23 protein-coding genes are annotated in these 23,912 nt (G+C 71.9%); 14 read left to right on the top strand and 9 right to left on the bottom strand.

All coding sequences use genetic code 11. From position 1 onward, the window contains the following. The first annotated feature begins 24 nt into the window (after positions 1–24). The 5 genes from nrdI to AB1K56_RS00450 all read left to right on the top strand — a co-directional run bounded on the left by nrdI (position 25) and on the right by AB1K56_RS00450 (position 5,455). On the top strand, positions 25–465 hold the full coding sequence (gene nrdI, locus AB1K56_RS00470; protein WP_136586554.1) for a class Ib ribonucleoside-diphosphate reductase assembly flavoprotein NrdI: 441 nt from the start codon (positions 25–27) through the stop codon (positions 463–465). Beyond that, on the top strand, positions 447–2,603 hold the full coding sequence (nrdE, locus tag AB1K56_RS00465) for a class 1b ribonucleoside-diphosphate reductase subunit alpha (protein WP_371204085.1): 2,157 nt from the start codon (positions 447–449) through the stop codon (positions 2,601–2,603). The genes nrdI and nrdE overlap by 19 nt, the downstream gene beginning before the upstream one ends. 37 nt (positions 2,604–2,640) lie before the next feature. Beyond that, complete coding sequence (gene nrdF, locus AB1K56_RS00460; RefSeq protein ID WP_264631757.1) at positions 2,641–3,615, top strand: class 1b ribonucleoside-diphosphate reductase subunit beta; 975 nt, start codon at positions 2,641–2,643, stop codon at positions 3,613–3,615. Positions 3,616–3,725: 110 nt separating this feature from the next. Further along, entirely contained in the window at positions 3,726–4,304 is a 579-nt protein-coding gene (locus AB1K56_RS00455; protein WP_371204084.1) for a TetR/AcrR family transcriptional regulator, read from the top strand. Next, a complete protein-coding gene (locus AB1K56_RS00450; protein WP_371204083.1) occupies positions 4,301–5,455 on the top strand; it encodes a GDSL-type esterase/lipase family protein in 1,155 nt (384 codons plus the stop codon). Before AB1K56_RS00455 ends, AB1K56_RS00450 begins: the two co-directional genes overlap by 4 nt. Before the next feature lie 85 nt (positions 5,456–5,540). On the opposite strand, the gene AB1K56_RS00445 is transcribed toward AB1K56_RS00450, so the two are convergent. The 3 genes from AB1K56_RS00445 to AB1K56_RS00435 are packed head-to-tail and all read right to left on the bottom strand — an operon-like array spanning position 5,541 to position 8,352. After that, positions 5,541–6,467 carry a nucleoside hydrolase gene (locus tag AB1K56_RS00445; protein ID WP_371204082.1) on the bottom strand — a complete coding sequence of 309 codons (927 nt, stop codon included), beginning with the start codon at positions 6,465–6,467 and terminating at the stop codon, positions 5,541–5,543. Continuing rightward, positions 6,464–7,300, bottom strand: a complete 837-nt coding sequence (locus AB1K56_RS00440; protein WP_371204081.1) for a PfkB family carbohydrate kinase — start codon at positions 7,298–7,300, stop codon at positions 6,464–6,466. The genes AB1K56_RS00445 and AB1K56_RS00440 overlap by 4 nt, the downstream gene beginning before the upstream one ends. A gap of 26 nt (positions 7,301–7,326) precedes the next feature. Continuing rightward, positions 7,327–8,352: an FUSC family protein gene (locus AB1K56_RS00435; RefSeq protein WP_264631747.1), complete on the bottom strand. Its 1,026-nt coding sequence runs from the start codon at positions 8,350–8,352 to the stop codon at positions 7,327–7,329. A 273-nt stretch (positions 8,353–8,625) separates the two neighbouring features. Here AB1K56_RS00435 and AB1K56_RS00430 point away from each other — a divergent pair, with 273 nt between their 5' ends. Further along, positions 8,626–9,090, top strand: coding sequence for a DUF3817 domain-containing protein (locus AB1K56_RS00430; RefSeq protein ID WP_371204080.1), 465 nt, complete (start codon positions 8,626–8,628; stop codon positions 9,088–9,090). Between the two features lie 23 nt (positions 9,091–9,113). On the opposite strand, the gene AB1K56_RS00425 is transcribed toward AB1K56_RS00430, so the two are convergent. From AB1K56_RS00425 to AB1K56_RS00410, 4 genes are all read right to left on the bottom strand, one after another. Further along, complete coding sequence (locus AB1K56_RS00425) at positions 9,114–9,758, bottom strand: hypothetical protein (RefSeq protein ID WP_371204079.1); 645 nt, start codon at positions 9,756–9,758, stop codon at positions 9,114–9,116. Between the two features lie 286 nt (positions 9,759–10,044). Beyond that, positions 10,045–11,148, bottom strand: coding sequence for a class I SAM-dependent methyltransferase (locus AB1K56_RS00420; protein ID WP_371204078.1), 1,104 nt, complete (start codon positions 11,146–11,148; stop codon positions 10,045–10,047). Positions 11,149–11,245: 97 nt separating this feature from the next. Then, positions 11,246–11,395, bottom strand: coding sequence for a hypothetical protein (locus tag AB1K56_RS00415; protein WP_167494175.1), 150 nt, complete (start codon positions 11,393–11,395; stop codon positions 11,246–11,248). A 24-nt stretch (positions 11,396–11,419) separates the two neighbouring features. Then, positions 11,420–12,232 (bottom strand): EI24 domain-containing protein, encoded by an 813-nt coding sequence (locus tag AB1K56_RS00410; protein WP_371204077.1) that lies wholly within the window; start codon positions 12,230–12,232, stop codon positions 11,420–11,422. Between the two features lie 76 nt (positions 12,233–12,308). Between AB1K56_RS00410 and AB1K56_RS00405 the strand changes: the two genes are divergently transcribed. The 5 genes from AB1K56_RS00405 (at position 12,309) to AB1K56_RS00385 (ending at position 18,353) form a co-directional block, all read left to right on the top strand. After that, entirely contained in the window at positions 12,309–13,139 is an 831-nt protein-coding gene (locus AB1K56_RS00405; protein WP_371204076.1) for a hypothetical protein, read from the top strand. Between the two features lie 87 nt (positions 13,140–13,226). After that, positions 13,227–15,752 carry an ATP-dependent Clp protease ATP-binding subunit gene (locus AB1K56_RS00400; protein ID WP_371204075.1) on the top strand — a complete coding sequence of 842 codons (2,526 nt, stop codon included), beginning with the start codon at positions 13,227–13,229 and terminating at the stop codon, positions 15,750–15,752. A gap of 317 nt (positions 15,753–16,069) precedes the next feature. Beyond that, positions 16,070–16,951 (top strand): LLM class flavin-dependent oxidoreductase, encoded by an 882-nt coding sequence (locus AB1K56_RS00395; protein WP_371204074.1) that lies wholly within the window; start codon positions 16,070–16,072, stop codon positions 16,949–16,951. A 184-nt stretch (positions 16,952–17,135) separates the two neighbouring features. Next, positions 17,136–17,738: an LLM class flavin-dependent oxidoreductase gene (locus AB1K56_RS00390; RefSeq protein WP_371204073.1), complete on the top strand. Its 603-nt coding sequence runs from the start codon at positions 17,136–17,138 to the stop codon at positions 17,736–17,738. A 9-nt stretch (positions 17,739–17,747) separates the two neighbouring features. After that, positions 17,748–18,353: a DUF1349 domain-containing protein gene (locus AB1K56_RS00385; protein WP_371204072.1), complete on the top strand. Its 606-nt coding sequence runs from the start codon at positions 17,748–17,750 to the stop codon at positions 18,351–18,353. A 49-nt stretch (positions 18,354–18,402) separates the two neighbouring features. Here AB1K56_RS00385 and AB1K56_RS00380 read toward each other — a convergent pair whose 3' ends face one another. Further along, positions 18,403–18,897, bottom strand: coding sequence for an N-acetyltransferase family protein (locus AB1K56_RS00380; protein WP_371204071.1), 495 nt, complete (start codon positions 18,895–18,897; stop codon positions 18,403–18,405). Positions 18,898–19,049: 152 nt separating this feature from the next. Here AB1K56_RS00380 and AB1K56_RS00375 point away from each other — a divergent pair, with 152 nt between their 5' ends. Then, positions 19,050–19,457: a hypothetical protein gene (locus tag AB1K56_RS00375; protein WP_371204070.1), complete on the top strand. Its 408-nt coding sequence runs from the start codon at positions 19,050–19,052 to the stop codon at positions 19,455–19,457. Positions 19,458–19,734: 277 nt separating this feature from the next. Here the strand turns inward: AB1K56_RS00375 and AB1K56_RS00370 are convergent, their stop codons facing one another. After that, a complete protein-coding gene (locus tag AB1K56_RS00370; RefSeq protein ID WP_371204069.1) occupies positions 19,735–21,399 on the bottom strand; it encodes an ATP-dependent DNA helicase RecQ in 1,665 nt (554 codons plus the stop codon). Between the two features lie 194 nt (positions 21,400–21,593). Here AB1K56_RS00370 and AB1K56_RS00365 point away from each other — a divergent pair, with 194 nt between their 5' ends. Beyond that, positions 21,594–23,138, top strand: a complete 1,545-nt coding sequence (locus AB1K56_RS00365; RefSeq protein ID WP_371204068.1) for an ATP-dependent DNA ligase — start codon at positions 21,594–21,596, stop codon at positions 23,136–23,138. Between the two features lie 4 nt (positions 23,139–23,142). After that, positions 23,143–23,769: a hypothetical protein gene (locus AB1K56_RS00360; RefSeq protein ID WP_371204067.1), complete on the top strand. Its 627-nt coding sequence runs from the start codon at positions 23,143–23,145 to the stop codon at positions 23,767–23,769. Positions 23,770–23,912 lie beyond the last annotated feature (143 nt).

Here is a 23,912-nt window from a genome sequence, read left to right as displayed (position 1 = left end):
GCGACAGGCACTCAGACCCCTGTCATGAGCGCTGTCGTGTCGGCGACCGAGGCCCCGCTGCTGGTCTACTTCTCGAGCGTGTCGGGCAACACCGCGCGTTTCATCGAGAAGCTCGGCAAGCGGGCCGTCCGCATCCCGCTGCGGCCGACCGATCCGCCCCTCCACATCGACGAGCCCTTCGTGCTGGTCACCCCCACCTACGGCGGGGGTGCCGGCCGGGGCGTCGAGAAGGGCGCGGTCCCCAAGCAGGTCATCCGCTTCCTCAACGAGGAACGCAACCGACGAAACATCCGCGGAGTCATCTCCGCGGGGAACACGAACTTCGGCGACGCCTTCTGCCTCGCCGGCGACATCGTCGCGCGCAAGTGCGCGGTGCCGCATCTATACCGACTGGAAGTTTTCGGCACCCCCGACGATGTCGAGCGGGTCACCGAGGGATTGGAACGATGGTGGAAGTTGAGCTGACCGACGTGGACTTCAAGACCGAAGCGCGGTTCGAGGGGCTGGATTACCACGCCCTCAACGCGATGCTGAACCTGTACGACGCCGACGGCAAGATCCAGTTCGACGCCGACAAGCGCGCGGCGCGGGAGTACTTCCTGCAGCACGTCAATCAGAACACCGTGTTCTTCCACTCGCTCAAGGAGCGCCTCGACTACCTCGTCGAGAAGGAGTACTACGAGCCCACCGTGCTCGCGAAGTACTCGATGGAGTTCATCCAGGAGCTCAACGACCGCGCGTACGGCGCGAAGTTCCGCTTCGAGACCTTCCTCGGCGCGTTCAAGTACTACACGAGCTACACGCTCAAGACCTTCGACGGGAAGCGCTACCTCGAGCGTTTCGAGGACCGCGTCGTCATGACCGCCCTCGCCCTCGCCGACGGCGACCAGCGCCTCGCGGTGCAGCTGGTCGACGAGATCATCTCCGGTCGTTTCCAGCCCGCGACCCCCACGTTCCTCAACGCCGGCAAGGCGCAGCGCGGCGAGCTCGTGTCGTGCTTCCTGCTGCGCATCGAAGACAACATGGAGTCGATCGCGCGCGGCATCAACTCCGCCCTGCAGCTGTCCAAGCGCGGTGGCGGCGTGGCCCTGCTGCTGTCGAACATCCGCGAGTCGGGTGCGCCCATCAAGCAGATCGAGAACCAGTCGTCGGGCATCATCCCCGTCATGAAGCTGCTCGAAGACAGCTTCAGCTACGCCAACCAGCTCGGCGCGCGTCAGGGCGCGGGCGCGGTGTACCTCAACGCGCACCACCCCGACATCCTGCGCTTCCTCGACACCAAGCGCGAGAACGCAGACGAGAAGATCCGCATCAAGACGCTGTCGTTGGGTGTCGTCATCCCCGACATCACGTTCGAGCTCGCCAAGAACGGCGAGGACATGTACCTCTTCTCGCCGTACGACGTCGAGCGCGTGTACAAGAAGCCGTTCGGCGACATCTCGGTGACCGAGAAGTACCGCGAGATGGTCGACGACCCGCGCATCAAGAAGACGAAGATCAACGCGCGCGAGTTCTTCCAGACCCTCGCCGAGATCCAGTTCGAGTCGGGTTACCCGTACATCATGTTCGAAGACACGGTGAACAAGGCGAACCCCATCGCCGGACGCATCAACATGTCGAACCTGTGCTCCGAGATCCTGCAGGTCAACACGCCGACCACGTACAACGAAGACCTCTCGTACGACAACATCGGCAAAGACATCAGCTGCAACCTCGGCTCGATGAACATCGCCCTGGCGATGGACGGCCGCGACCTGGGCCTGACGGTCGAGACCGCGATCCGCGCCCTCACCGCCGTGAGCGACCAGAGCCACATCGCTTCGGTCCGCTCGATCGAGGACGGCAATGACCGTTCGCACGCCATCGGCCTCGGGCAGATGAACCTGCACGGCTACCTCGCTCGCGAGCACGTCTACTACGGCTCCGAAGAGGGCATCGACTTCACGAACATCTACTTCTACACGGTGCTGTTCCACGCGCTGCGGGCCTCGAACCGCCTCGCGATCGAGCGCGGCATCTCGTTCGACGGCTTCGAGAACTCCACCTACGCGTCGGGCGAGTTCTTCGACAAGTACACCGACCAGGTGTGGGCTCCCGCGACCGAGAAGACGAAGGAGCTGTTCGCCGGCATCCCGATCCCGACGCAGGACGACTGGCGCGAACTGAAGGCCTCGGTGCAGGCCCACGGCATCTACAACCAGAACCTGCAGGCGGTGCCTCCGACCGGTTCGATCTCGTACATCAACAACTCGACGAGCTCGATCCACCCGATCGCCTCGAAGATCGAGATCCGCAAGGAAGGCAAGCTCGGCCGCGTCTACTACCCGGCGCCGTTCATGACGAACGAGAACCTGGAGTACTACCAGGACGCGTACGAGATCGGCTACGAGAAGGTCATCGACACGTACGCCGCCGCCACGCAGCACGTCGACCAGGGACTGTCGCTGACGCTGTTCTTCAAGGACACCGTCACCACGCGCGACATCAACAAGGCCCAGATCTACGCCTGGCGCAAGGGCATCAAGACCATCTACTACATCCGTCTGCGTCAGCTGGCACTCGAGGGCACCGACATGACCGAGTGCGTCTCGTGCATGCTCTGACCCGCTGACCACCATCGATCAAGGACACAGGAACGACATGGCTGAGAAGCTGCAGTTGCTGAACCACGTGCAGGCCATCAACTGGAACCGCATCCAGGACGACAAGGACCTCGAGGTCTGGAACCGTCTGGTGAACAACTTCTGGCTGCCCGAGAAGGTGCCGCTGTCGAACGACATCCAGTCGTGGAACACGCTCACCCCTGAGGAGCAGACCCTCACGATGCGCGTGTTCACGGGGCTCACGCTCCTCGACACGATCCAGGGCACGGTCGGCGCGGTCTCGCTCATCCCCGATGCGATCACCCCGCACGAGGAGGCCGTCTACACGAACATCGCGTTCATGGAGTCGGTGCACGCCAAGAGCTATTCGTCGATCTTCTCGACGCTGTGCTCCACGAAGGAGATCGACGAGGCGTTCCGCTGGTCAACCGAGAACGAGTTCCTTCAGAAGAAGGCGCGCATCGTCATGGATTACTACCGTGGCGACGACCCACTCAAGCGCAAGGTCGCCTCGACGCTGCTCGAGTCGTTCCTGTTCTACTCGGGCTTCTACCTGCCGATGCACTGGTCGAGCCGGGCGAAGCTCACCAACACGGCCGACCTGATCCGCCTCATCATCCGCGACGAGGCTGTGCACGGCTACTACATCGGCTACAAGTTCCAGCGTGGTCTCGAGACGGTCGACGAGGCGCGGCGCCAGGACATCAAGGACTACACGTTCTCGCTGATGTACGAGCTCTACGACAACGAGGTGGGCTACACGCAGAGCCTCTACGACTCGGTCGGCCTGAGCGAGGACGTCAAGAAGTTCCTGCACTACAACGCCAACAAGGCGCTGATGAACCTCGGCTACGAGGCGATGTTCCCGTCGTCGGTGACGAACGTGAACCCGGCGATCCTGTCGGCCCTGTCTCCCAATGCCGACGAGAACCACGACTTCTTCAGCGGCTCGGGTTCGTCGTACGTCATCGGCAAGGCCGAGGCGACGGAAGACGACGACTGGGACTTCTGACCGGACCTTCATCGAGAGCCCCGCGCGAGCAATCGCGCGGGGCTCTTCTCGTGCGCGTTCACGTCTCCTATGAGGTAAAGCTCAGAGCCTATTACCTATAGGATGGCACGGTGCAACGCCCCCCGCTCAGCCCCCGCTCCGTCATCGCCACGGCCGCCGACCTCGCCGATGCCCACGGCCTCACCGAGGTGACGCTCTCGGCCGTCGCCCGCGTCCTCGACGTGCGCACGCCGAGTCTTTACGGCCACGTGCGCGACCTCGCCGCCCTGCGCGACGGGGTGACGATCCTCGCCCTCGGCGAGCTCGCCGACCGCGCGGGCGAGGCGATCGCCGGGCGGTCGGGGCGTGAGGCCCTGCGCGCGCTGTGCGACGCGCACCGCGACTACGCGCGCGCCCACCCCGGCCGCTGGGAGAGCCTGCAGCGCCGCGCCGGCGACGCCGTCGTGCGCAGTGACGAGGCCGCCCGATCGAGTCGGGGGCTCGGCGCGGTCCTCCGCGGCTACGGGATCGACGAGAGCGACCGCGTCCACGCGACGCGGCTGGTCGGGTCGTTCCTCAACGGCTTCCTCCATCTCGAGCACGTCGGCAGCTTCGCGCACAGCGCCCCACCGGCCGACGACTCCTGGGCGCTGCTCATCGACCGCCTCCACGGGCTGCTGGCCCACTGGCACACGAAGGACACGAAATGATCACCACCCCCCTGACTCTCGATCTCGTCCGCGGCGGCGCCGAGCTCGAACCGGTCGGGCATGGCTCGCGCCTGCGCCTGCACCGACTGCCGCTGCCGTACCGGTCGCGCGAGGCCGACGCCCAGTTGACGATGGTGGAGCGCCAGCCGTCCGGCATCCATCTGCGCTTCCGGACGACCGCGACCGTGATCGTCCTGCGCCTGCACGCGACGCGGGTGTCGTACCGGGGTCTCGAACGCGCGCGCGGCCAGGTCGACGTCCTCGTCGACGACGTGCTCGTGCAGCGACGGCCGCTCGAGGCCGGTGACGCCCTCGAGCTCGACCTGTCCACCGGCGGCGCGACCCCGCGGCCCGGCGAGGACGACGTCGTCACGGTGCGCCCGCTCGCGCCCGCGGAGAAGACCGTCGAGATCTGGCTGCCGCACAACGAGCAGGTCGACCTCGTCTCGCTCGACTCCGATGCCCCGCTCGCCCCGATCGACGACCCGCGACCGGTGTGGGTGCACCACGGCAGTTCGATCAGTCACGGCTCGAATGCGGCCGCGCCCACCGAGATCTGGCCGGTCGTCGTGGCCCGCGCCGCGGGCGTGCAGCTGCGCAACCTCGGCTTCGGCGGGAGCGCCATGGTCGACCCGTTCCTGGCCCGGGTCATCCGGGACCAGGATGCCGACCTCATCAGCGTCAAACTCGGCATCAACGTCGTGAACGCCGACGCCATGCGCGCCCGCGCGTTCGTTCCCGCGGTCCACGGTTTCCTCGACACCATCCGCGAAGGGCACCCCGACACCCCGATCCTGGTGGTGTCGCCGATCCACAGCGGCATCCACGAGAAGACCCCCGGACCGGGGGCGTTCGATCCCGAGAGCCTGCGCGAGGGGGCCGCCCGGTTCGTCGCGACCGGCTCGGCCTCCGAGGTCGCACGGGGCGCGCTCACGCTCGAGGTCGTGCGCGATCTGCTGGCAGGGGTCGTCGCCGCGCGATCGGATGATCCGGCTCTGCACTACCTCGACGGCCTGTCGCTGTACGGCGCCGACGACGCGGTCGCCCATCCGCTGCCCGACGGTCTGCACCCCGACACGGAGACGCACCGGCTGATCGGCGAGCGATTCGCGGCGGCGGCGTTCGCGGCGGGAGCGCCCCTCGGTCGCTAGGGGGAGCGAGGGTCCGGCCGACCACGCGCGCTCTCGGCGCGGGCGCTGAGAGGGGAGCGCGGACGGATGACGCGGGGCGGTCGGTTCAGGCCGGCCACTCCCGGGCCTCGAGCCGCTCGAGCAGCAGCTCGACCGCCGAGCCCTCCATGCCGCGCACCCAGCGCTGCGTCTCGGAACCGCGCGACGACACCGTGCGCCCGCGTTCGCCGCGCTCGAGCCGCACCTCGACCTTCCCCGATGCGACGCCGACCCCGCGCAGCACGCCGGCGGCGACCATCGCGGCGAGGGGATCGTGCAGGGCGCACCGGCGGTCGGGGAAGACGCGACCGGCGTAGAAGTCGAGGTACAGCGGCAGCATCGCGGCGAGCGCCTGCGGAAGGGCGCCGGGGATCGCCGCCAGACGCACGAGGTCCGCCTCGTCGAGCGTCTGCGTCATCGTGACGTCCAGCGGCACGAGCGTGGTGTCCCACTCCTGCGCGAACACGAGGGCCGCGGCTTCGGGATCGTTGTGGATGTTCGCCTCGGCCCACGCCGTGACGTTCCCCGAGTGCGCGAAAGCGCCGCCCATCACGACGAGGCGGTCGAAGGCGGCGACACCCGAAGCCTCGGCGTAGGCCGCGAGATTCGTCAGCGGACCGAGGGCGAGAACGACGAGATCCGGATGCCGCGTCGCCAGGTGATCGATGAGCTCGACCGCAGGGCGAGCGTCGTGGGCTCGCGCGGCGGCGGTCAGGGCGATGCCGCCGACGCCGTCGTCACCGTGCACGTGCGGAGCGCCACCGGCGTACGCGCGCTCGCGGAAGTCGTGCGCACCCACGGCGACGGGGATGTCGTGCACCCCGGCGAGCTCGAACAGCGAGAGCGTGTTCGCGGCCGCGCGGGCGGCATCCGTGTTCCCCGACACCGTCGTGACCCCCACGACCTCGACGGCCGGCTCGGCCAGCAGGTAGGCCAGGGCGAGGGCGTCGTCGATGCCGGTGTCGCAGTCGACGAGGATCGGGCGGCGGGTCATGCGCCCGCTCCGTAGGTGTCGAGGTGCGAGAGGCGGGGTTGCGACGCCGGGTCGGCGACCGCGGCCGCCCCCACCGCGCAGGCCCGTGCGAGGGCCTCTTCTTCGCCGTCACCGCGCAGGATCCCGCAGACCAGGGCGGCGCAGAACGCGTCTCCGGCGCCGACGGTGTTCACGACGATCGCGGGGACGCCGGGGGCGGATGCCACGAGCTCGCCGTAGCGGTACAGGCGCGCGCCCGCGGCGCCGAGGGTCACGCACAGCAGTTGGGCGTCGTGCAGCTCGGGGAGCTGGGCGTACTCGGTCTCGTTGACGATCACGAGATCGCACGCGTCGATCACCGACCGGGGGAGCGGGCGGGCGGGGGCGGCGTTGACGGCGAGGAAGCTCGACACCCGCGCGGCGGCGATCACCACGTCGTCCGCGACCTCGAGCTGGAGCAGGACCGCGCTGTCGGGCTCGATGCCGAGCCGCGATGCGTCGATCCCGGCGTTGGCCCCCGGGCACACCACGATCGAGTTCTCACCCGTCGCGTCGACGACGATCAACGCCGTCCCGGTCGCGGCCCGCACCGTCTGCACGCCCGACGCGTCGATGCCGTCGGCCGCGAGCTGCGCGCGGATGCCGCGCCCGTCGAGGTCGTCGCCCACCGCGCCGATCAGTCGGACGGCGGCTCCCAGACGCGCCGCGGCGACCGCCTGGTTCGCGCCCTTGCCGCCCGGGCCGCGCTGCAGCACGCCGTCGGCGACGGTCTCTCCCGCCGCGGGGGCGCGCTCGACGCGCGCGGTGAGGTCGACGTTGATCGCGCCGACGACGGTGAGGGAGGGGGAAGCCATGCGCGGCTCCTTTCGAGAGGTCCGGGTCACCCGCGCGCCGCGCGCCGACGCAGACCCGCCGACACGATCGCGACCACCGTACCGACCGCGACGCCGATCACCGTCTCGATCACGCGGTCGCGCAGCAGCAGGTCGGGGGAGGCGGGCGAGGCGAGCGAGATCATGAGCAGAGCGAGCGGGGTGATGAAGAGCATCGCGATGCCGTAGTTGCGTCCGACGAACAGCTCCGCTCCGGCCTGCAGCACCACCGCGACCACGATGACGAGCCACGGCGGGAGGTGCAGGGCCAGCAGCCCCGCCGCGATCAGCACCCCGAGCAGGGTGCCGACCAGTCGTTGGACGCCGCGGATCAATCGGGCCGTCACGTGCGCGCCGCCCACGGCCGCGACCGCGCCCACCATGGCCCAGTACCAGTGCGTGCCGACCAGCAGGGCGCCCGCGACGCCCGCGAGCAGGGCCGCGGTGCCGACGGTGGCCGTCATCTCCCACGCGACTGAACCGATCGGCGGTCGCGGTCGGGTCGGGCGCGCCCACGACCCGCGGCGGGCGAGCACGAATACCACGGTGACGAGGAGGCTCCACAGCACGCTGGCCCCGCCGACCGCGACGACGGTCGCGAAGGTGGAGGCCGTCGCCGGGAAGCTGGCGGTGGCGCCGGCGGCGAACACGGAGAAGAGGGCACCGGGCGGATGCCACTGGGCCCGGTAGGCGAAGAGCGTCACGACCGCGGCGACCACGGCGACGACCGCGACGCTGACCGGCGCCGGGGTCGACAGGGCCGAGAGGGCCGTGCCCACGATCATCGAGCCGACGAGGATCGCCCCCGCCGTCGCCTGCATGCGCACGCGGGTCCGCGGAGCGTCGGTGCGGCCGTAGAGGGCGGCGAACGCGCCGAAGCTGGCGTAGACCGCCAGGTCGAGGCGGTTCAGCAGCAGAAGAGCGATCAGGGGGACGCCGACGCTGAGCACCGCCCGCACCGCGACCCGGTGGTCACCGCGATGGGGTCCGACCCGGATGACACCGGTCCACACGCGCCCCCGGGATTCCGCCACCGGTCCAGCCTACGCGTCGGACGGTGCGTGCCCGGCTCTCCCGTCGCGGCCTCACGGCCGTGGCATCCGGGGCTTCATCTGGTGGGGTGAAGGAATGGATGCCGACCGCGAGAAGGGCCCCATCGAGCCCGGTCCCGAGCCCGACACGTCCACGGCCGCCGAGGGCGAGCGGTCGAGTGAGCGACGGCGAGGTCGTCTCGACGTCGAACGGAGCAACGGGACCGCGCACGCGCTCTGCGTAGGGTGGGAAGCCCCGACCGATCGAGGAGAGACGTGTTCCGCACGCCCTTGACCCTGTTCCGCACTCTCGCGATCGCCGAGGCGATCTCGTGGACACTGCTCATCGCCGGCCTCATCCTTCGCGCCACGGCCGACCTGTCGGTGGCGGTGTCGATCGGCGGCGGCATCCACGGCTTCGTCTTCCTCGCCTACGGCGCGACGGCCGTGCTCGTGGCGCTGAACCAGCGATGGGGTGTCGGCCCGGCCGTGGTCGCGATCGTCAGCGCGGTCATCCCCTATGCGACCGTGCCGACCGAGATCTGGCTGCACCGCACGGGACGCCTGCGCGGCGCGTGGCGCCTCGACGAGACCGCGGATCCGCGCGACCGGCGCCCGCTCGACCGCCTGCTGCGGTTCTTCCTGCGGCGCCCCGCAATGCTGGGCCTGATCCTCGTGGCCCTCGTCGCGGTGGTCTTCGCGGTGCTGCTGATCCTGGGCCCTCCCGGCGGAAAGGGCTGACGCCTCCTTCACGGTCGCGGGTTTCAGCGCACGTGGATGCGCACGCTCGCGGGGGCGATGCGGCACGTCGCGAGGAAGGTCTCGACGGTGCCCGAGACGGTCGCCGCGGCCCGGCCGACGCCGAGGAACGCGACCGCGCTCTGGCGGGCGCGCTGACTCGCCGCGTGATCGATGAAACGCCGCATGACGCCTCCCGCGCGGCCCGAGTACGACACGTCCAGTTCGACGCCCAGCACCGGGCCGGTGACCGACTCGACCCGCCACTCGACCGCGGCGACGCCTCCGCCGCGGCTGGTCATGACGAGCGAGATCGACCCGCATTCCTCCCCGCCGACCTGCTCGGTGCGCAGAGGCTCGGATGCCGGGGTCGTGTCGGCTCCGCACAGCGAGATGGCGTGCAGTCGCGCGTACTCGCGGCCGTTCGCGGTGATGCTGGAGCAGTCGGCGAGCATCGGGGTCGAGGCGGTGTCGTCGAGGGGATCGGCTCCGGTGACGGTGCGGATCGGGGTGTCGACCGCGACCAGGGGCGCCGTGCGGAACGCGGCGGTGGGGCCGGCACCAGGGGCGGAGGCGCCCTCGACCGCGCTCGCGCCGATCGGGGCGGGGGCGAGGCCCGCGGCCACGATAGCGGCGACGATCAGCGGGGTCGTGACGGCACGAGAGCGCACGGTCCTCACCTCCTCGTCGAGCGAGGTCGAATCTACGCCGCCGAGCGGAGGCGGCGCCATGGCATGGGTTGGGCGTCACGGGTCGGGCGTTGCGAGACGGGCGTTCCGGGCCGGGCGTCGCGGGTCGGTGGGGTGACCCGTCGTCACGAGCCGGGCGGGGCGGCCCGGACGTCGCGGGCCGGGCATTGCCGGCCGGGCGTTGCGGGCCGGACGTCACAGGTCGGACGGCCCGGGGTCGGCGAGCCCGGGCGGGAGCGGCGTCGCGCGTCGCGCGTCGCCGCCGGCGTCACCGCGCGGTCGACACCGTCACGGTGAACTTGCGGTCACGGGCGATCTGCCGCGTGGGACCCACGATGCGCTCGAGGGCGGGGCGGTACTGAAGGGCGGAGTTCCACACCGTCCACAGTTCGCCGCCCGGTCGCAGCACGCGGGCCGCGTCCGCGAACATGCGGGGAGCGAGACCGTCGGCGAGGGCCGCTCCGGCGTGGAACGGCGGGTTGAGCGCGATGAACGACGCGGAGTCATCGGCGTGCGTCGACAGCACGTCGTCGCGCTGCACGCGCACGCGGTCGCCGACGCCGTTGGCCGCGGCGGTGGCGCGCGCCGAGGCGACAGCGACGGCCGATTGATCGCACGCCAGGACGAGCAGGGAGGGATGCCGCACGGCCAGAGCGCTGGCGACCACGCCGGTGCCGCAGGCGAGGTCGATCGCCTCCGCGGCGCGGGGCTCCGGGAGGTGCGCGAGCAGCAGACGCGTGCCGATGTCGATCGAGGCGCCCGCGAAGGCGCCGCCGAAAGCGCGCACGTGGATGCCGTCGACAACCGCGGCTTCCGGGGTCGGTGCGGCCCCGTCGTGGGGTCCGCGCGCGAAGAGGACGCGCGACTTCTGGCGAGCGTGCGAGACGTCGACCCGGTGGAAGCGGTCGCGCAGCACGTCGTTCATCGCGAGGGTCATGTGCTTGAGACGACCGCCCGCGACCACGACGACCTCGGGGTCGGCGTGCAGGGCGATCAGTCCGGCGATGTCGGCCAGCGCGCGCAGCGAGCGCGGCAGCCGCAGCAGCACGACGCGCGCGCCGCTCACGAGGTTCGCGTCGAGCGGGAGAGAGGCGAAGGTGCCGTCGAGCCCCGTGTCGGCCGCATTGGCGGCGAGGGCCCGCTCGCCGAGCAACTCGTCCTGGTGCACCCGGATGCCGCGTGCTCCGGTGGCGGCGGAGGCCAGGGTGAGCGCTCCGTGCGTGTCGCCGATCACGACGAGCGCTCCGTGCGGAAGGTCGGCGCGCGCGGCATCCGACTCGTCGAGGATCAGCCGGTCGGCGGCGTCCACGGCCCCCAGATCGGGGCCCTCGAGATCGGGGCGGCGACGGAGGGCGTCGAACGAGAAGGGCACCGTGCAACGGTACCGGGCGGGTCGGTGCGGTTCGCGCCGGAGCGCGCGTGCACGCACCGCGTCGGGGACGAGGGGGCTCGACCCGCGCCGGGAGCGCTTACCGGGTGCCGAAGTGGAAGGGCAGGGCCAGCGACGCCGACACCAGCAGGATGCCGAGGGCGAAGAACAGCGCGGGGGCCGCGAGCGAGAACGACAGTCCGGTCAGCAGCATGCCGCCGACGAACAGGATGAGCGAGACGATGAACATGGGGATCCCTTCGGTCGGTCCAGGCTATCGTGCCGCGTCACCGGAACCGGCCGCGCGACGGGCGGGTTGCGTCGCGGGGGCGGCGGCATCCGCTTCCGGTGAGGGGGGCACCGCGCGGCCGAGGGCGGCGTGCACCCACAGCGTGCTGCCCGCGACGGCGGCGGGCATGACCGCCACCGCCCCGAGCGGCACGAGGAAGCAGAGCTGCGTGGCGACGCCGAAGCCGAGCGCGCGGGCGCGGTGCGCGCGGATGATCGCGCGGCGGGCGCGACGGTCGAGGCCTCGAGCGGAGAGCGCCCGGGAGGTGAGCTCGTCGGCCAGCAGCCAGCCGGTCAGCAGCACGCCGGCGATGAAGCCCACGACCCCGCCGACGAAGGGGATGAGACCCAGGAGCCACGCGAGAAGAGCCGCCGGGATGCCGCGCAGAACGAGCAGGGCGCTGTCGCCCACCGCGCGCCAGAAGCCGTAGTCGGCGTCGGGGACCTCACCGGTCGCGCTGTACTCGGTCGCGCGCCAGATGCGGTCGTAGAAGGGCTCGCCGACGGCGAGGGTCACGGCCGTGAACGACACGACGGCCAGCAGGAGGGCCGCACCGAACGACGCGACGCCGATCGCGGTGCGCAGCGCCCCCGCCCAGAACGGGACCCACCCGTCGGCGAACGGCGTCCAGTCGTCGACGAGGCCGGGGAGGGCGATGCCCCACGTCACCAGCGCGGCACCGAACACGAGACCCACGAGCGTCCCGGGGATGAGGCCGAGCGCCATGGCCCCCGGGGTGCGTCGCCACTGACCGAGGCCGCGGAGCAGCAGGCCTGCCCCGGCGAGGAATTCGCGCATGCGGGAAGTCTGGCAGAGGCCACCGACACCGAGCGGTCGGTGCCCGGGTGTCGGAGGCCCCTGCCAGGATGCGGGTATGCGCATCCGCACGACCTCGACCCAGCGCACGTATCGCTACGTGCGTCTCGCGATCATCGGGGCGACGGTGTTCCTCGCGGTGGGCGTGGGGATCGAGGTAGTCACCGGCGGCGCCCTCCCCTCGGTGAGCGCGTCGTACTACACGCCCGCGGGGCCGGTCTTCGTGGGGACGCTGACCGCGATCGCCCTCGCGCTCCTCGCCCTCTCGGGTCGCAGCGTGGAGCAGGGGCTGCTCGACGTCGCCGCCGTGCTCGCGCTCGTGATCGCCTACGTGCCGACATCGGTCTCGTGCGGCACGGCCACGCGATGCGTGCCCGTCGCTCTGCGCGCGACCGTGGCGAACAACGCCGCGGCGGTGGCATCCGTGGTCCTCCTGGGGGTGGTCGTGGCGCTGATCCTCGCGCGGGTGCAGGGCACGCTGAGCCGGGGAGTCGTGCTGACGGCCGCGGTGATCGCGGCGATCGTGGTCGCCGGGATCGTCGTCGGGGCGCTGGCGCCCGAGCTCTTCCTCGCGGGGGCGCACGAGGTGGCGGCCGTCGCCTTCTTCGTGCTCATCGCGGTGGTCGCCGGCCTCGCGGCGTGGCGGCCGCAGTCGCGCGCCGCCGCGCACGGGCGATTCCGGGCGGTCTACGCCGCCGTGGCCGCGGGGATCGCCGTGACGCTCCTGGCACTGGTCGGGGGAGTCCTCGCGGGGGTGGACCGACGCGGTTTCCCGGTGGTGCTGGTGGGGGAGTCGCTCGCCCTGGTGCTGTTCGCGGTGTTCTGGATTGTGCAGACGGTCGAGCTCTGGCGCGAGGTCGACCCGGCGATCACGTCGCCGCGGGAATAGCCGCGGGGGTGAGGCGTTGAACTTGATACGACGGTGCTCAAGTTGCAGACTTGAGTCCACCGCACTCACGTATCACAGGAGACGGAATTGCCCGACAACTTCACCCCCGGCGCCGGGGAAGACGGCGCCCAGTCGTTCGACGAGTTCCTCGCGCGCTACCTCGCGGGCGAGCAGGCGCGTGCCGAGCGGTCGATCGATCTGAGCCGCTTCCTCAGCGCCCGCACGCAGGACGCCCTGCAAGAGGCCGGTCGCTTCGCGCTCGGCCGCGGTCAGCGCGAACTCGACGCCCTTCACGTGCTGCACGTGCTCGTGGGCCGCTCGCCCGCGAAGGACGCCGTCGCGCGCCTCGGGGCCGACCCCGCCGCGATCGCGCGGGCGGCCGAGAGCCGCCTCCCCGCCGCGGGTGCCCCGGCGCACGTCGACGGCGCCGTGGTTGCCGGATCCGTGCAGCGGGCCCTCTTCCACGCGTTCCAGGTCGCCCGCGCGGCCGGATCCACCTATGTCGACCCCGACCACCTGTTCTTCGCCCTGGTGCTCGCGCAGGACGCCCCCGCCGGGCAGATCCTCGCGCAGGCGGGCGTGACCGCCGAGGCCCTCACGCAGGGCGTGCGCGAGACGGTCGTGGGCGGCGAGCAGCCGGAGGCCCCGAGCGAGGCGGCATCCGCCACCCCGAACCTCGACCGCTTCGGCACCGACCTCACCGCGCGCGCCGCGGCCGGAGAACTCGACCCGGTGATCGGCCGCGCCGACGAGATCGAGCAGACCATCGAGATCCTCAGCCGTCGCACGAAGAACAACCCCGTGCTCATCGGCGAGGCCGGTGTCGGCAAGACCGCGGTCGTCGAGGGACTCGCGCGCGCCATCGTCGCCGACGAGGTCCCCGAGCAGCTCCGCGGCACCCGCGTGGTCGCCATCGACCTCGCCGCGATGCTCGCCGGCGCCCGCTACCGCGGCGACTTCGAAGAGCGCCTCACCCAGACGATGGACGAGATCTCGGCATCCGAGAAGCTAGTCGTCTTCATCGACGAGGTGCACACCCTCGTCGGCGCGGGCGGGAGCGGCGACGGATCGATGAACGCCGGCAACATCCTCAAGCCCCGACTCGCCCGCGGCGACGTGCACCTCATCGGTGCGACGACCCTGCGCGAGTACCGCACGATCGAGAAGGATCCCGCCCTCGAGCGGCGCCTGCAGCCCGTGCGCGTGGGCGAGCCCTCGATCACGGATGCCGTGGAGATCCTGCGCGGCCTGCGTCCGGCGTACGAGCAGCACCACGCCGTCACCTACACCGATGACGCCCTGCGCGCCGCGGTGGAGCTGAGCGACCGCTACCTCTCCGACCGCGTGCTGCCCGACAAGGCGATCGACCTCATCGACCAGGCCGGAGCACGCCTGCGTCTGCGTCTGGGCGTCACGGTCGACACGTCGGCGCTGCTCGAGCGTCTCGCGACCCTCGAGGCCGACAAGAACGCCGCCGTCTCGGCCGAGCACTACGAGGAGGCCTCGCGCCTGCGCGACGAGATCGCCGCGGTGCAGAGCCGGCTCGATGACGCCACGGCCGCCCCGCGCGGTGCCGCGGTGGTGGACGAACCCGAGATCGCCGCGGTGATCAGCCGGGCCACCGGAATCCCCGTCGCCCGGCTCACCGCGACCGAGCGCGGTCGCCTCGCCGAGCTCGAGACCGAGCTGCACGCCCGCGTGATCGGGCAGGACGACGCGGTCGCCGCCGTCGCCAAGGCCGTGCGCCGCAACCGTACCGGCATGGGCGACGAGAACCGGCCCGTCGGATCGTTCCTGTTCCTCGGCCCGACCGGGGTCGGCAAGACCGAGCTGGCGAAAGCCCTGGCCGGTTCGCTCTTCGACGACGACGGGGCCGTCATCCGCTTCGACATGAGCGAGTTCGGCGAGCGGCACACCGTGTCGCGCCTGATCGGTGCCCCTCCGGGATACGTCGGCTACGACGAGGCCGGACAGCTCACCGAGCGCGTGCGTCGCAACCCCTACGCGGTCGTGCTGTTCGACGAGATCGAGAAGGCGCACCCCGACGTGTTCACCCTGCTGCTGCAGGTTCTCGACGACGGGCGCCTCACCGACGGCCAGGGACGCACGGTCGACTTCCGCAACACCGTGATCGTCATGACCTCGAACCTGGGCGCCGAGGTGCTGGCATCCCGCTCCGGAGCCATCGGCTTCACCACCACGGGGCGCGAGTTCGCCGACGACGACCTGCGCGACCGCGTGATGGGCAAGCTGCGCGAGGCCATGCGGCCGGAGTTCCTCAACCGCATCGACGACATCGTGCTCTTCCGCAAGCTCGAGAAGGCGCAGCTGCGCGAGATCGTCCGTCTGCTGCTGGGCGCCACCTCGCGTCGTCTGTCCGCGCGCGAGGTCACCCTCGAGGTGACGGATGCCGCCGTCGACCGTCTCGCCGAGGTCGGATACGAGCCCGAGTACGGCGCGCGCCCCCTGCGGCGCGTCATCCAGCGCGAGATCGACGACCGCATTGCCGACCTCTTCGTCTCCGGCGAGCTGAGCGACGGCGGGACGGTGACGGTGGATGCCAGCGCCTCGGGCTTCGTGGTCATGCCCGTCGTGTCGGCGCTCGCGGCCTGACTGGGTTCCGTGATCGACGCCCCCGGTGCTTCGGCGCCGGGGGCGTTCGGCATGCGGTGGCGCGGTGCTGCGACACAACGCAGGAGTTGCGGGGTCCGCCGTCCGACGTCGCGGGATGCGGGTGGCGTGCGGACGTGGATGTCCTGCGTTGTGTCGGCGCGGCGCGCGTGAGCTCGACGGCTGGTCGCCGCCGGGAGAACCGGAGTGGCGGGTGCTGCGGCGGCGGGTCGTCGCTCGACTCCGCAGGACGGAGGAACGGGCGGGCCGGATGCCGCCAGCCCTGCCGCGATGTCGGAGGTTCGGGGCAGAGTAGACCCATGAGTCGTATCGGCACGATCTTCAGCCCGTACCCGCACCCGCCCGAAGAGCTGCGCGATGCCGCGCGCGCGGCGGAGGACGCCGGTGTCGAGGAGCTCTGGCTGTGGGAGGACTGCTTCCGGTCGTCGGCGTGGGCGGCTGCCGCCGCGGCGCTCGCCGTGACCGATCACCTGCGGATCGGCGTCGGCATCGCGCCGCTCTCGCTGCGCAACGTCGCCGCCTCCGCCATGGAGGTCGCCACCATCGAGCGGATGTTCCCCGGCCGTCTGCTGCCGGGGTTCGGTCACGGCGTGCAGGACTGGATGCGGCAGGTCGGAGCCAAGGCGGCCTCGCCCCTCACCCTCATGCGGGAGCAGCTCCCCGCCCTCCGCGCGCTCCTCGCAGGCGAGACCGTGAGCGCCGAAGGGAGGTACGTGCGCCTGCGCGACGTCACCCTCGACTGGCCGCCCGCTTCGGCGCCCCTGGTCTACGCCGCCGCCGAGGGTCCGAAGACGCTCGCTCTCGCGGGAGAGGTGGCCGACGGCGTGGTGCTCGACAGCCGTCACACGGTGGCCGAGATCGCCGCCGCCGTCGAGACCGTGCAGGCCGCGCGTCGTGCCGCGGGCCGCGAGGGCCGAGCCGATGTCGTGGCCTACGTGCTGACGGCTTTCGGTCCCGGAGCGGGGGAGAGGGCCACGGCCGCACTGCGCGATCGTCCCGATGCGCACGATCGCGTGCTGGCCGGGTCGGTGAGCGATGTGGCCGAGGGTGTCGCCCGGTTCCAGGCGGCCGGGGTCGACGACGTCGTGCTGCTGCCCACCGACGATGCGGATCTCGGGGCGTTCTTCTCCGCGGTCGGGCAGGTCTCCCTCGAGATCCCGGCTGCCGGAGGCGTGTCGTGACCGGGGTCGTCTCTCTGGGGGTCGCCGGATCGCTCGGGCCCGACGCGATCGCCGCCCTCGCGCCCGCTGTCGAAGAGGCCGGATTCCACACGCTCTGGGTCAACGACACCCCGACGGCGACGCCCTCGCGCCGCTCGCCGCGGCCGCGCGCGTCACCGAACGGCTCCATCTCGCCACCGGCGTCGTGCCCGTCGACCGGCGTCCCGCGGGCGAGATCGCCGAGCACGCGGCATCCCTGGGTCTCCCTCTCGAGCGTGTGACGATCGGCATCGGCTCGGGCATCGCCCGGCAGGGCGCCCTCGCCCGCGTGCGCGAAGCCACCGAAGTCCTGCACGACGCCGGGCTGCCGCGCGTGCTCGTCGGGGCGCTCGGGCCCAGAATGCGTCGACTCGCCGCCGAGCGCGCCGACGGGGTGCTGCTCAACTGGGTCCCTGCTCGCGAGACCCGCGAGCAGGCGGCCGCGCTGCACGCGATCGCGCCGCGCACCCGCGTCGCCGTCTACGTGCGCACCGCGATCGACGCGGAGGCCCGCGAACGCCTCGAGGCCGAGACGGCCCGCTACGCCGCCTTCCCGAATTACGCCGCGAACTTCGAACGGATGGGGGTGGATGCCATCGACACGACGATCCGCGACGGCGTCGACCTCGCGGCGGCCGTCGACGCGTACACCGCCGCCGCCGACGAGGTCGTGCTCCGCGCGATCGTGCCGCACGACACGGTCGAGGCGTACGTGGACTTCGTCCGGCGAGCGGCGCCGACGGCCGGGAGAGGGGAGCGGCGCCCCTAGGGTCGTGGCATGAGCATCTCGATCGCCGGACTGCCGCCCCTCGCGTGGACCGGGAGCCACGGGCAGGCGGAGTACGACACCCCCTCGGGCGAGCTGACCCTGCGGGCGCGCGCGGGCGTCGACTGGACGAACGATGCGACCGGGGGACCGGCTCAGCACGAGGCGACAGCCCTCGCGTTCGACGCCCCCGCGGGCGACTTCGTGCTGTCGGCCCGCGTCCGGGTGCGCGGAAAGCGAGGGACGTTCGACGCCGGAGCCCTCGCGGTGTGGAGCGACAGCGCGCACTGGGCCAAGCTGTGCAACGAGTACTCGCCCCAGGGCGAGGCGATGGTCGTCAGCGTCGTGACGAACGAGTTCTCCGACGACGCGAACGGTCCGCTGCTCGACGCCGACGCGGTCTTCCTGCGGGTCGCGCGCGTCGGAGAGGCCTTCGCCTTCCACTTCTCCCGCGACGGCCTCGCCTGGCACTTCGTCCGCGTTTTCCGCCTGCACAGCCCCGCCCCTCTCGCGGTCGGGTTCCTCGCTCAGGCGCCCCTCGGCGACGGGGCGACGGCGGTGTTCGACCGGATCTCCTTCGCGACGACCACCCTGTCCGACCTGCGCGATCTGAGCTGAATCACCCGCGCGATCGGTGAGGTCGGCAGCGTCGGGTGGAGCTCCCGGGTCAGCGCACCAGGCGGACGGTCTCCTCCATCGGCCCGAACGACGACTGCGCCCCGTCGGGGATGAACCCGTTGCGACGGTAGAACGCACGGGCGCGGGGATTGTCGGCCGCCACCCACAGTGAGGCCGGGCGTTCGCCCAGCACCGCGTCGAGCAGGCCCTGCCCCGCGCCGGAGCCGTGCGCGGCCGCCAGGACGTACAGCATCGTCAGCTCCTCCGGCCGCACGGCGTCGGCATCCGTCGTCTGCTGCACGGCGGCGAACCCGACGATGCGATCCCCGGCGACGGCGACCATCGTCGAGAAGACGTCTTCGGCGAGGTTCGAGCGCCACATCCCGATCCGCGGCTCGACGGCGAACCACGGGCTCGCGTCCGGATCCTCGACGAAGCGACCATACGTCTCGCGCCACGACGTGGCGTGCACGAACGCGATCCCCTCGGCATCCTCGGGTCGCGCGGGCCGGATGGTGATGCTCTCCTCAGCGGGCGGCGTCATGCCGGGAGCCTAGAAGACCCGGATGCCGCGCCGCCGAGGACGCGCGGAAGTCGTGCCCTCCGGCCCCGCCCGAGGAGATGTTCGTTTCGCGGGAACCGCTCGTGTGCGCCGTGAATGACCCCGCGCCGAGGCGGCGGTGGCAGACTGACCGGATGCCACGACGTCGAGGACTCACGCTCCGCTCGATCTCCCGCGGGGTCCTGGCCCTGCTGCTGGTGGCGGCGGGCGTCGGTCACCTCACCTGGGGGCGGCGCGGATACCGCATCGTCGTGCCGGGATGGGCCACGCGACTGCTGCACACCGACAAGGACGCGATCGTCGTGGCATCCGGTGCCGTCGAGGTGGTGCTGGGGGTCGCGCTCATCGGGCTCCCGGCCGAGCGTCGGCGCGTCGGGACAGCGATCGCGGCGTTCTTCGTCGCGGTGTTCCCGGGGAACGTGCACCAGTGGCGCACCGGGCGTTCGGCACCCGGTCTGAACACCGATCGCTCGCGCTTCCTGCGGCTGTTCCTCCATCCGCCGCTCGTCGCGTGGGCGTGGTGGGCGACACGCGAGCGCTGACGCTCAGGGCGGTGCGCGCGCTGTCACCCGTCTCTGTGCGCCGGGGCCGAGACCTTGTCCCACTCATGGCCGGTGGCGGGGGCGTGAACCGGCGATAAGTGGGACGAGCACCGCCATATTCGGGACGAGGTCGGCCGTCGTCGCCGCGACCCGTACTGCCTTACGCCGTCGCGCGAACACAGCCCCGCAGCACCTCGCGCCAGAGCGCCCCTCACCCGAGCGCCCGCGACAGAGCCGCTCCGCCCCACCCCGCAGCGCCCCACCCCGGGGCCGCGCCTCAAGCCGCTTCGTCCAGCCCCAGTACCCCGGTCTCGAAGGCGGCGCGGGCCAGGACCTTGTATCCGTGCTCGGGGAAGAACACCGTGAGGCGATCCTCCTCGACCCCCATCACCGTGCCGGTACCGAACTCGCCGTGGTGCACGGTGGAATCGATCCGGATGCCGTCGGCGTCGGCCGCAGCGGCATCCGGGGCCTCCGTCTCGATCGGCGCAGGAGCGACAGCCCCCGCGTCGCAGCGGTCGCACGAGCCGCACTGCGCGGGAGTGTCGACCCCGAAGTACTCGAGCAACGCGCGGCGGCGGCAGTGTGTGGTCTCGGCGTAGCCCCGCATGATCTCGATGCGCGAGGCGCGGATGCGCTCCTCGGCCTCGTCGCGGTCGCGAACGGCGGCCACGGCGTCTCCGGCTGACGCCTTCGTGCGCGCCGACACCCCGTCGGGGCCCGACTCGGCGAGCTCGCAGGCGACGAGCTGGTTGAGCACGCGTCCGATCGCGCGGGTGGAGCGGCCCGAGGCTGCGGCGATGTCCTTCGCGCGCAGCGGCGTCTTCGACCGCCGCAGTTCGTCCCACACCCCGGCGACGTCGGCCCGCTTGCTGTGCCCGCCGGCGAAGAAGGACCGCAGCGAGAAGTCCTCGGCGCGATAGTGCAGGATCGCCCGCGCGGGTCGACCGTCGCGCGCGGCGCGGCCGATCTCCTGCGCGTACGAGTCGAGCGACTCGGTCACGTCGGCGTGGACGACGAGCCGCACGTCGCTCTTGTCGACGCCCATGCCGAACGCCGACGTCGCCACCACGACGTCGAGCTCTCCCGCGCTCCACGCCCCGTGCACCTCGTCGCGCCTCTTCTGCGCCATGGCACCGTGATACGCCGCCGCGTGCAGGCCGAGGGCGGCGAGCTCGTCGGCGTAGGCGTCGGTCTCTTTGCGGGTCGCCACGTACAGCAGCGCCGGGCCGCCGGCATCCTGCACGTCGGCGATCACCGCGCGGCGCTTGTCGTCGTCGTGCTCGTGCCGGCGCACGGACATGTGGATCTCGGGGCGGTCCATGCCGCGCACCTCGAGGTGCGGATCGCGCATGCCCAGGCTCGAGACGATGTCGTCGCGGACGGGAGCGGATGCCGTGGCGGTGAGGGCCAGCACGGGCGGGCGCCCGAGCGCCTCGACCGCGTCGCCGATGCGCGCGTAGTCGGGACGGAAGTCGTGCCCCCACGCCGAGACGCAGTGGGCCTCGTCGACCACGACGAGGCGCACGTCGGCGCGCGCCAGCCGGTCGAAGACCTCGCTGTTGGCCATCTGCTCCGGGGCGAGGAAGGCGTAGACCGCGTCGCCGCCCTCGATGGCCGCCCACGCATCGCGCTTCGCGCGGGCGCTCGTGCGGGAGTTGAGGGCGACGGCGGCGGGAGCGTCGGGAGCGCGGTCGATCGAGTCGATCTGGTCGCGCTGCAGCGCGAGGAGAGGGGAGACGACGACGGTCACCCCACCTAGCTCGCACCCGGCGATCTGGTACACCGCCGACTTACCCGCCCCGGTGGGGAAGACGACGAGGGTGTCGCGTCCGCTCACGACGGCGTCGATGGCCTCGGCCTGGCCCGGGAGGAGGTCGTCCCACCCGAAGACCTCGCGGGCGGTGCGAGCGGACTGCTCGAGGGTGGCGGGAGCGTTCACGAGGACCTCATTCCTGGGGGAGGCTCCCCAGCACACCCCAGACCTCCGACATCGGATCGGGGGTTGCGGGCGGGGCCGCCGTGTGGTCTGCGTTCTCCGTCGCCCGCGCGGGTTCGCATCGGGTGGGGATGCCACGCGACCGACGCCGACGCAAGCGTCGGAGCGATGTCGGAGGGGGATGCCAGGATGCCGACATGCTCTTCGGTGACATCGAGACGACCCTCGCGGCGGTCACCGCGACCCGGTCGCGCCTCGCGAAGGTCGACGCCCTCTCGACCCTGCTGCGCGGACTCGAACCGGGCGAGATCGTGCCCGCGGTGGGAATGCTCACGGCCTCCCCGCGACAGGGCCGGCTCGGGGTCGGGTGGAAGACGCTGTCGAGTCGGGGCGGCTCCCACGCCGAGACCGCGTCGCTGAGCGTGTCCGACGTCGACGGGGCGTTCGAGCGGCTCGCCGCTCTCGGCGGCAGCGGCTCGGCGGCGCAGCGCACCGCGCTGCTCGACGACCTCGCCGGTCGAGCCACCCCGGGGGAGTGGAACCTCCTCGTCCGCGTCATGACGGGGGAGCTGCGCACCGGGGCGCTCGAGGGCGTGCTCGTCGACGCCATCGCCGCGGCATCCGGTCGCGAGGGGGCAGCGGTGCGTCGCGCGGCCATGCTGTCGGGCGACCTGGGAGAGACGGCACTCGTCGCCCTCACGGGCTCGCCCGCCGACCTCGACGCCGTGGGTCTCGTCGTCGGCCGCGGGGTGCAGCCGATGCTCGCCTCCCCTGCGACCTCTGTCGCCGATGCCGTGGCCGTCACGGGGCGCGCGTCGGTGGAGTACAAGCTCGACGGCGCGCGCGTGCAGGTGCACCGCCGGGGCGACGAGGTGCACGTCTACACCCGCACGCTCGCCGACGTCACGCACCGCGTCCCCGAGATCGTCGAGGTGGTCCGCTCGCTCCCGGTCTCCTCCGTGATCCTGGACGGCGAGACCCTCTCGCTCGATGACGACGGAGCGCCACGGCCCTTCCAAGACACGATGGCGCGCTTCGGCGCGGAGGCCGCGCGCGCGATCGCCCTGCGACCGTGGTTCTTCGACATCCTGCACCTCGACGGGCGCGATCTCGTCGACGAGCCCCTCGCCGACCGGCTGACGCAGTTGGATCGCATCGCTTCCGCATGGCGCATCCCCGCGGTGGTCACCGACGACGTCGAGGCCGCCGACGCCTTCGCCCGCGCCGCTCTCGCGGCGGGCCACGAGGGGGTCATGGTGAAGGGGCTCGACGCTCCCTACACCGCGGGGCGGCGCGGCAAGAGCTGGCTCAAGGTGAAGCCGGTGCACACGTTCGACCTCGTGGTGCTGGGCGTCGAGCGCGGGTCGGGGCGACGGTCGGGGTGGTACTCCAACCTGCACCTGGGCGCCCGTGATCCCGAGGGGCGGTTCGGCGAGCCCGGTGGTTTCGTCATGGTCGGCAAGACGTTCAAGGGGCTCACCGACGAGCTGCTGCAGTGGCAGACGGCGCATTTCGCGGAGCGCGAGAGCGGCGAGATCCCCGGTGGCATCCGTGTGTCCGCCGACACGGTCGTCGAGATCGCGATCGACGGCGTGCAGCGCTCGGTGCGCTATCCCGGCGGCGTGGCGCTGCGCTTCGCCCGCGTGAAGACGTACCGTCCCGACAAACCCGCGGCCGAGGCCGACACGATCGACACCCTGCGCGCGATGCTCCCGGGCGGCGCCGCAGCAACGGAAGGATGACACGATGAGTCTGGCCCCCTGGCTCGACGGCGAGCTCGGCTACCGCAGCTTCGGCACCCCCGGTGCCCCGCGTGCGGTGTTCGTCCTGCGCACGGGAGACGTCGCGACGACCGATCCCGACGCGCGCGTGACGTCGGGGTTCGACGTGCGCGTGGTCGCTGTGGGGCTCGACGCCCCCGAACTCGAGGACCCGCCCGTCTTCGGCGGGCAGACACCGGCCGGTCTCACGGTCGACGCACTGCGTGAGCTGCTGGAGCGCGAGGCGCCCGGCGCGACGGTGGGCCTGGTGGGCGAACGATCGGCCGGTCCGATTGCGATCTACCTGGCCGCGGCGATGGGGCCGGTCGTCGACCGTCTCGCGATCGTCGGCGTCGAGAGCCCCGTCGACCCCCTGAGCCGCGACCTGCGCACTCCGCTGCTCGACCACCTCGACGCCGAAGCGCTCGTCATCGTGGGCGGCCAGGGCCCCGCGGGGCACGACGACGCCCGCTGGTACGTCGACCGCATGCGCGCGGCCGAGCTGCAGATCGTCCCCGACGACGAGATCGGCTCGGTGAACGGGCACGTCACGCTCACGTCGGTCTGGCAGCGCGTCCTCGCCCACGTCGCGCCCGGCGCCGAGCGGCGCTGACCCGCCGCGCCGTCCCGCGGCGCTTGGACCCGACGCCCCGCCACGCCTCGCGCAGCCGCGCGACGCAACGCCCCGCCGCGCCCCGCCGCGCTCCGCGCGGCCGCGCGACCTAACGCCCCGCCGCGCTCCGCGCATCCGCGCGA

This window comes from Microbacterium sp. BWR-S6Y (genome assembly GCF_041379845.1).
In the GTDB taxonomy this organism is placed as follows: domain Bacteria; phylum Actinomycetota; class Actinomycetes; order Actinomycetales; family Microbacteriaceae; genus Microbacterium; species Microbacterium hydrothermale.
This window is presented reverse-complemented; position numbering and strand designations above follow the sequence as displayed.

Coding starts and splice junctions, on each gene's coding strand:
- AB1K56_RS00445 (WP_371204082.1), bottom strand. CDS start 6,467: ATGACCCGCCGCCCGATCCTCGTCGACTGCGACACCGGCATCGACGAC.
- nrdF (WP_264631757.1), top strand. CDS start 2,641: ATGGCTGAGAAGCTGCAGTTGCTGAACCACGTGCAGGCCATCAACTGG.
- AB1K56_RS00380 (WP_371204071.1), bottom strand. CDS start 18,897: ATGACGCCGCCCGCTGAGGAGAGCATCACCATCCGGCCCGCGCGACCC.
- AB1K56_RS00405 (WP_371204076.1), top strand. CDS start 12,309: ATGCGCATCCGCACGACCTCGACCCAGCGCACGTATCGCTACGTGCGT.
- AB1K56_RS00385 (WP_371204072.1), top strand. CDS start 17,748: ATGAGCATCTCGATCGCCGGACTGCCGCCCCTCGCGTGGACCGGGAGC.
- nrdI (WP_136586554.1), top strand. CDS start 25: ATGAGCGCTGTCGTGTCGGCGACCGAGGCCCCGCTGCTGGTCTACTTC.
- nrdE (WP_371204085.1), top strand. CDS start 447: ATGGTGGAAGTTGAGCTGACCGACGTGGACTTCAAGACCGAAGCGCGG.
- AB1K56_RS00415 (WP_167494175.1), bottom strand. CDS start 11,395: ATGTTCATCGTCTCGCTCATCCTGTTCGTCGGCGGCATGCTGCTGACC.
- AB1K56_RS00360 (WP_371204067.1), top strand. CDS start 23,143: ATGAGTCTGGCCCCCTGGCTCGACGGCGAGCTCGGCTACCGCAGCTTC.
- AB1K56_RS00440 (WP_371204081.1), bottom strand. CDS start 7,300: ATGGCTTCCCCCTCCCTCACCGTCGTCGGCGCGATCAACGTCGACCTC.
- AB1K56_RS00410 (WP_371204077.1), bottom strand. CDS start 12,232: ATGCGCGAATTCCTCGCCGGGGCAGGCCTGCTGCTCCGCGGCCTCGGT.
- AB1K56_RS00450 (WP_371204083.1), top strand. CDS start 4,301: ATGATCACCACCCCCCTGACTCTCGATCTCGTCCGCGGCGGCGCCGAG.
- AB1K56_RS00395 (WP_371204074.1), top strand. CDS start 16,070: ATGAGTCGTATCGGCACGATCTTCAGCCCGTACCCGCACCCGCCCGAA.
- AB1K56_RS00365 (WP_371204068.1), top strand. CDS start 21,594: ATGCTCTTCGGTGACATCGAGACGACCCTCGCGGCGGTCACCGCGACC.
- AB1K56_RS00375 (WP_371204070.1), top strand. CDS start 19,050: ATGCCACGACGTCGAGGACTCACGCTCCGCTCGATCTCCCGCGGGGTC.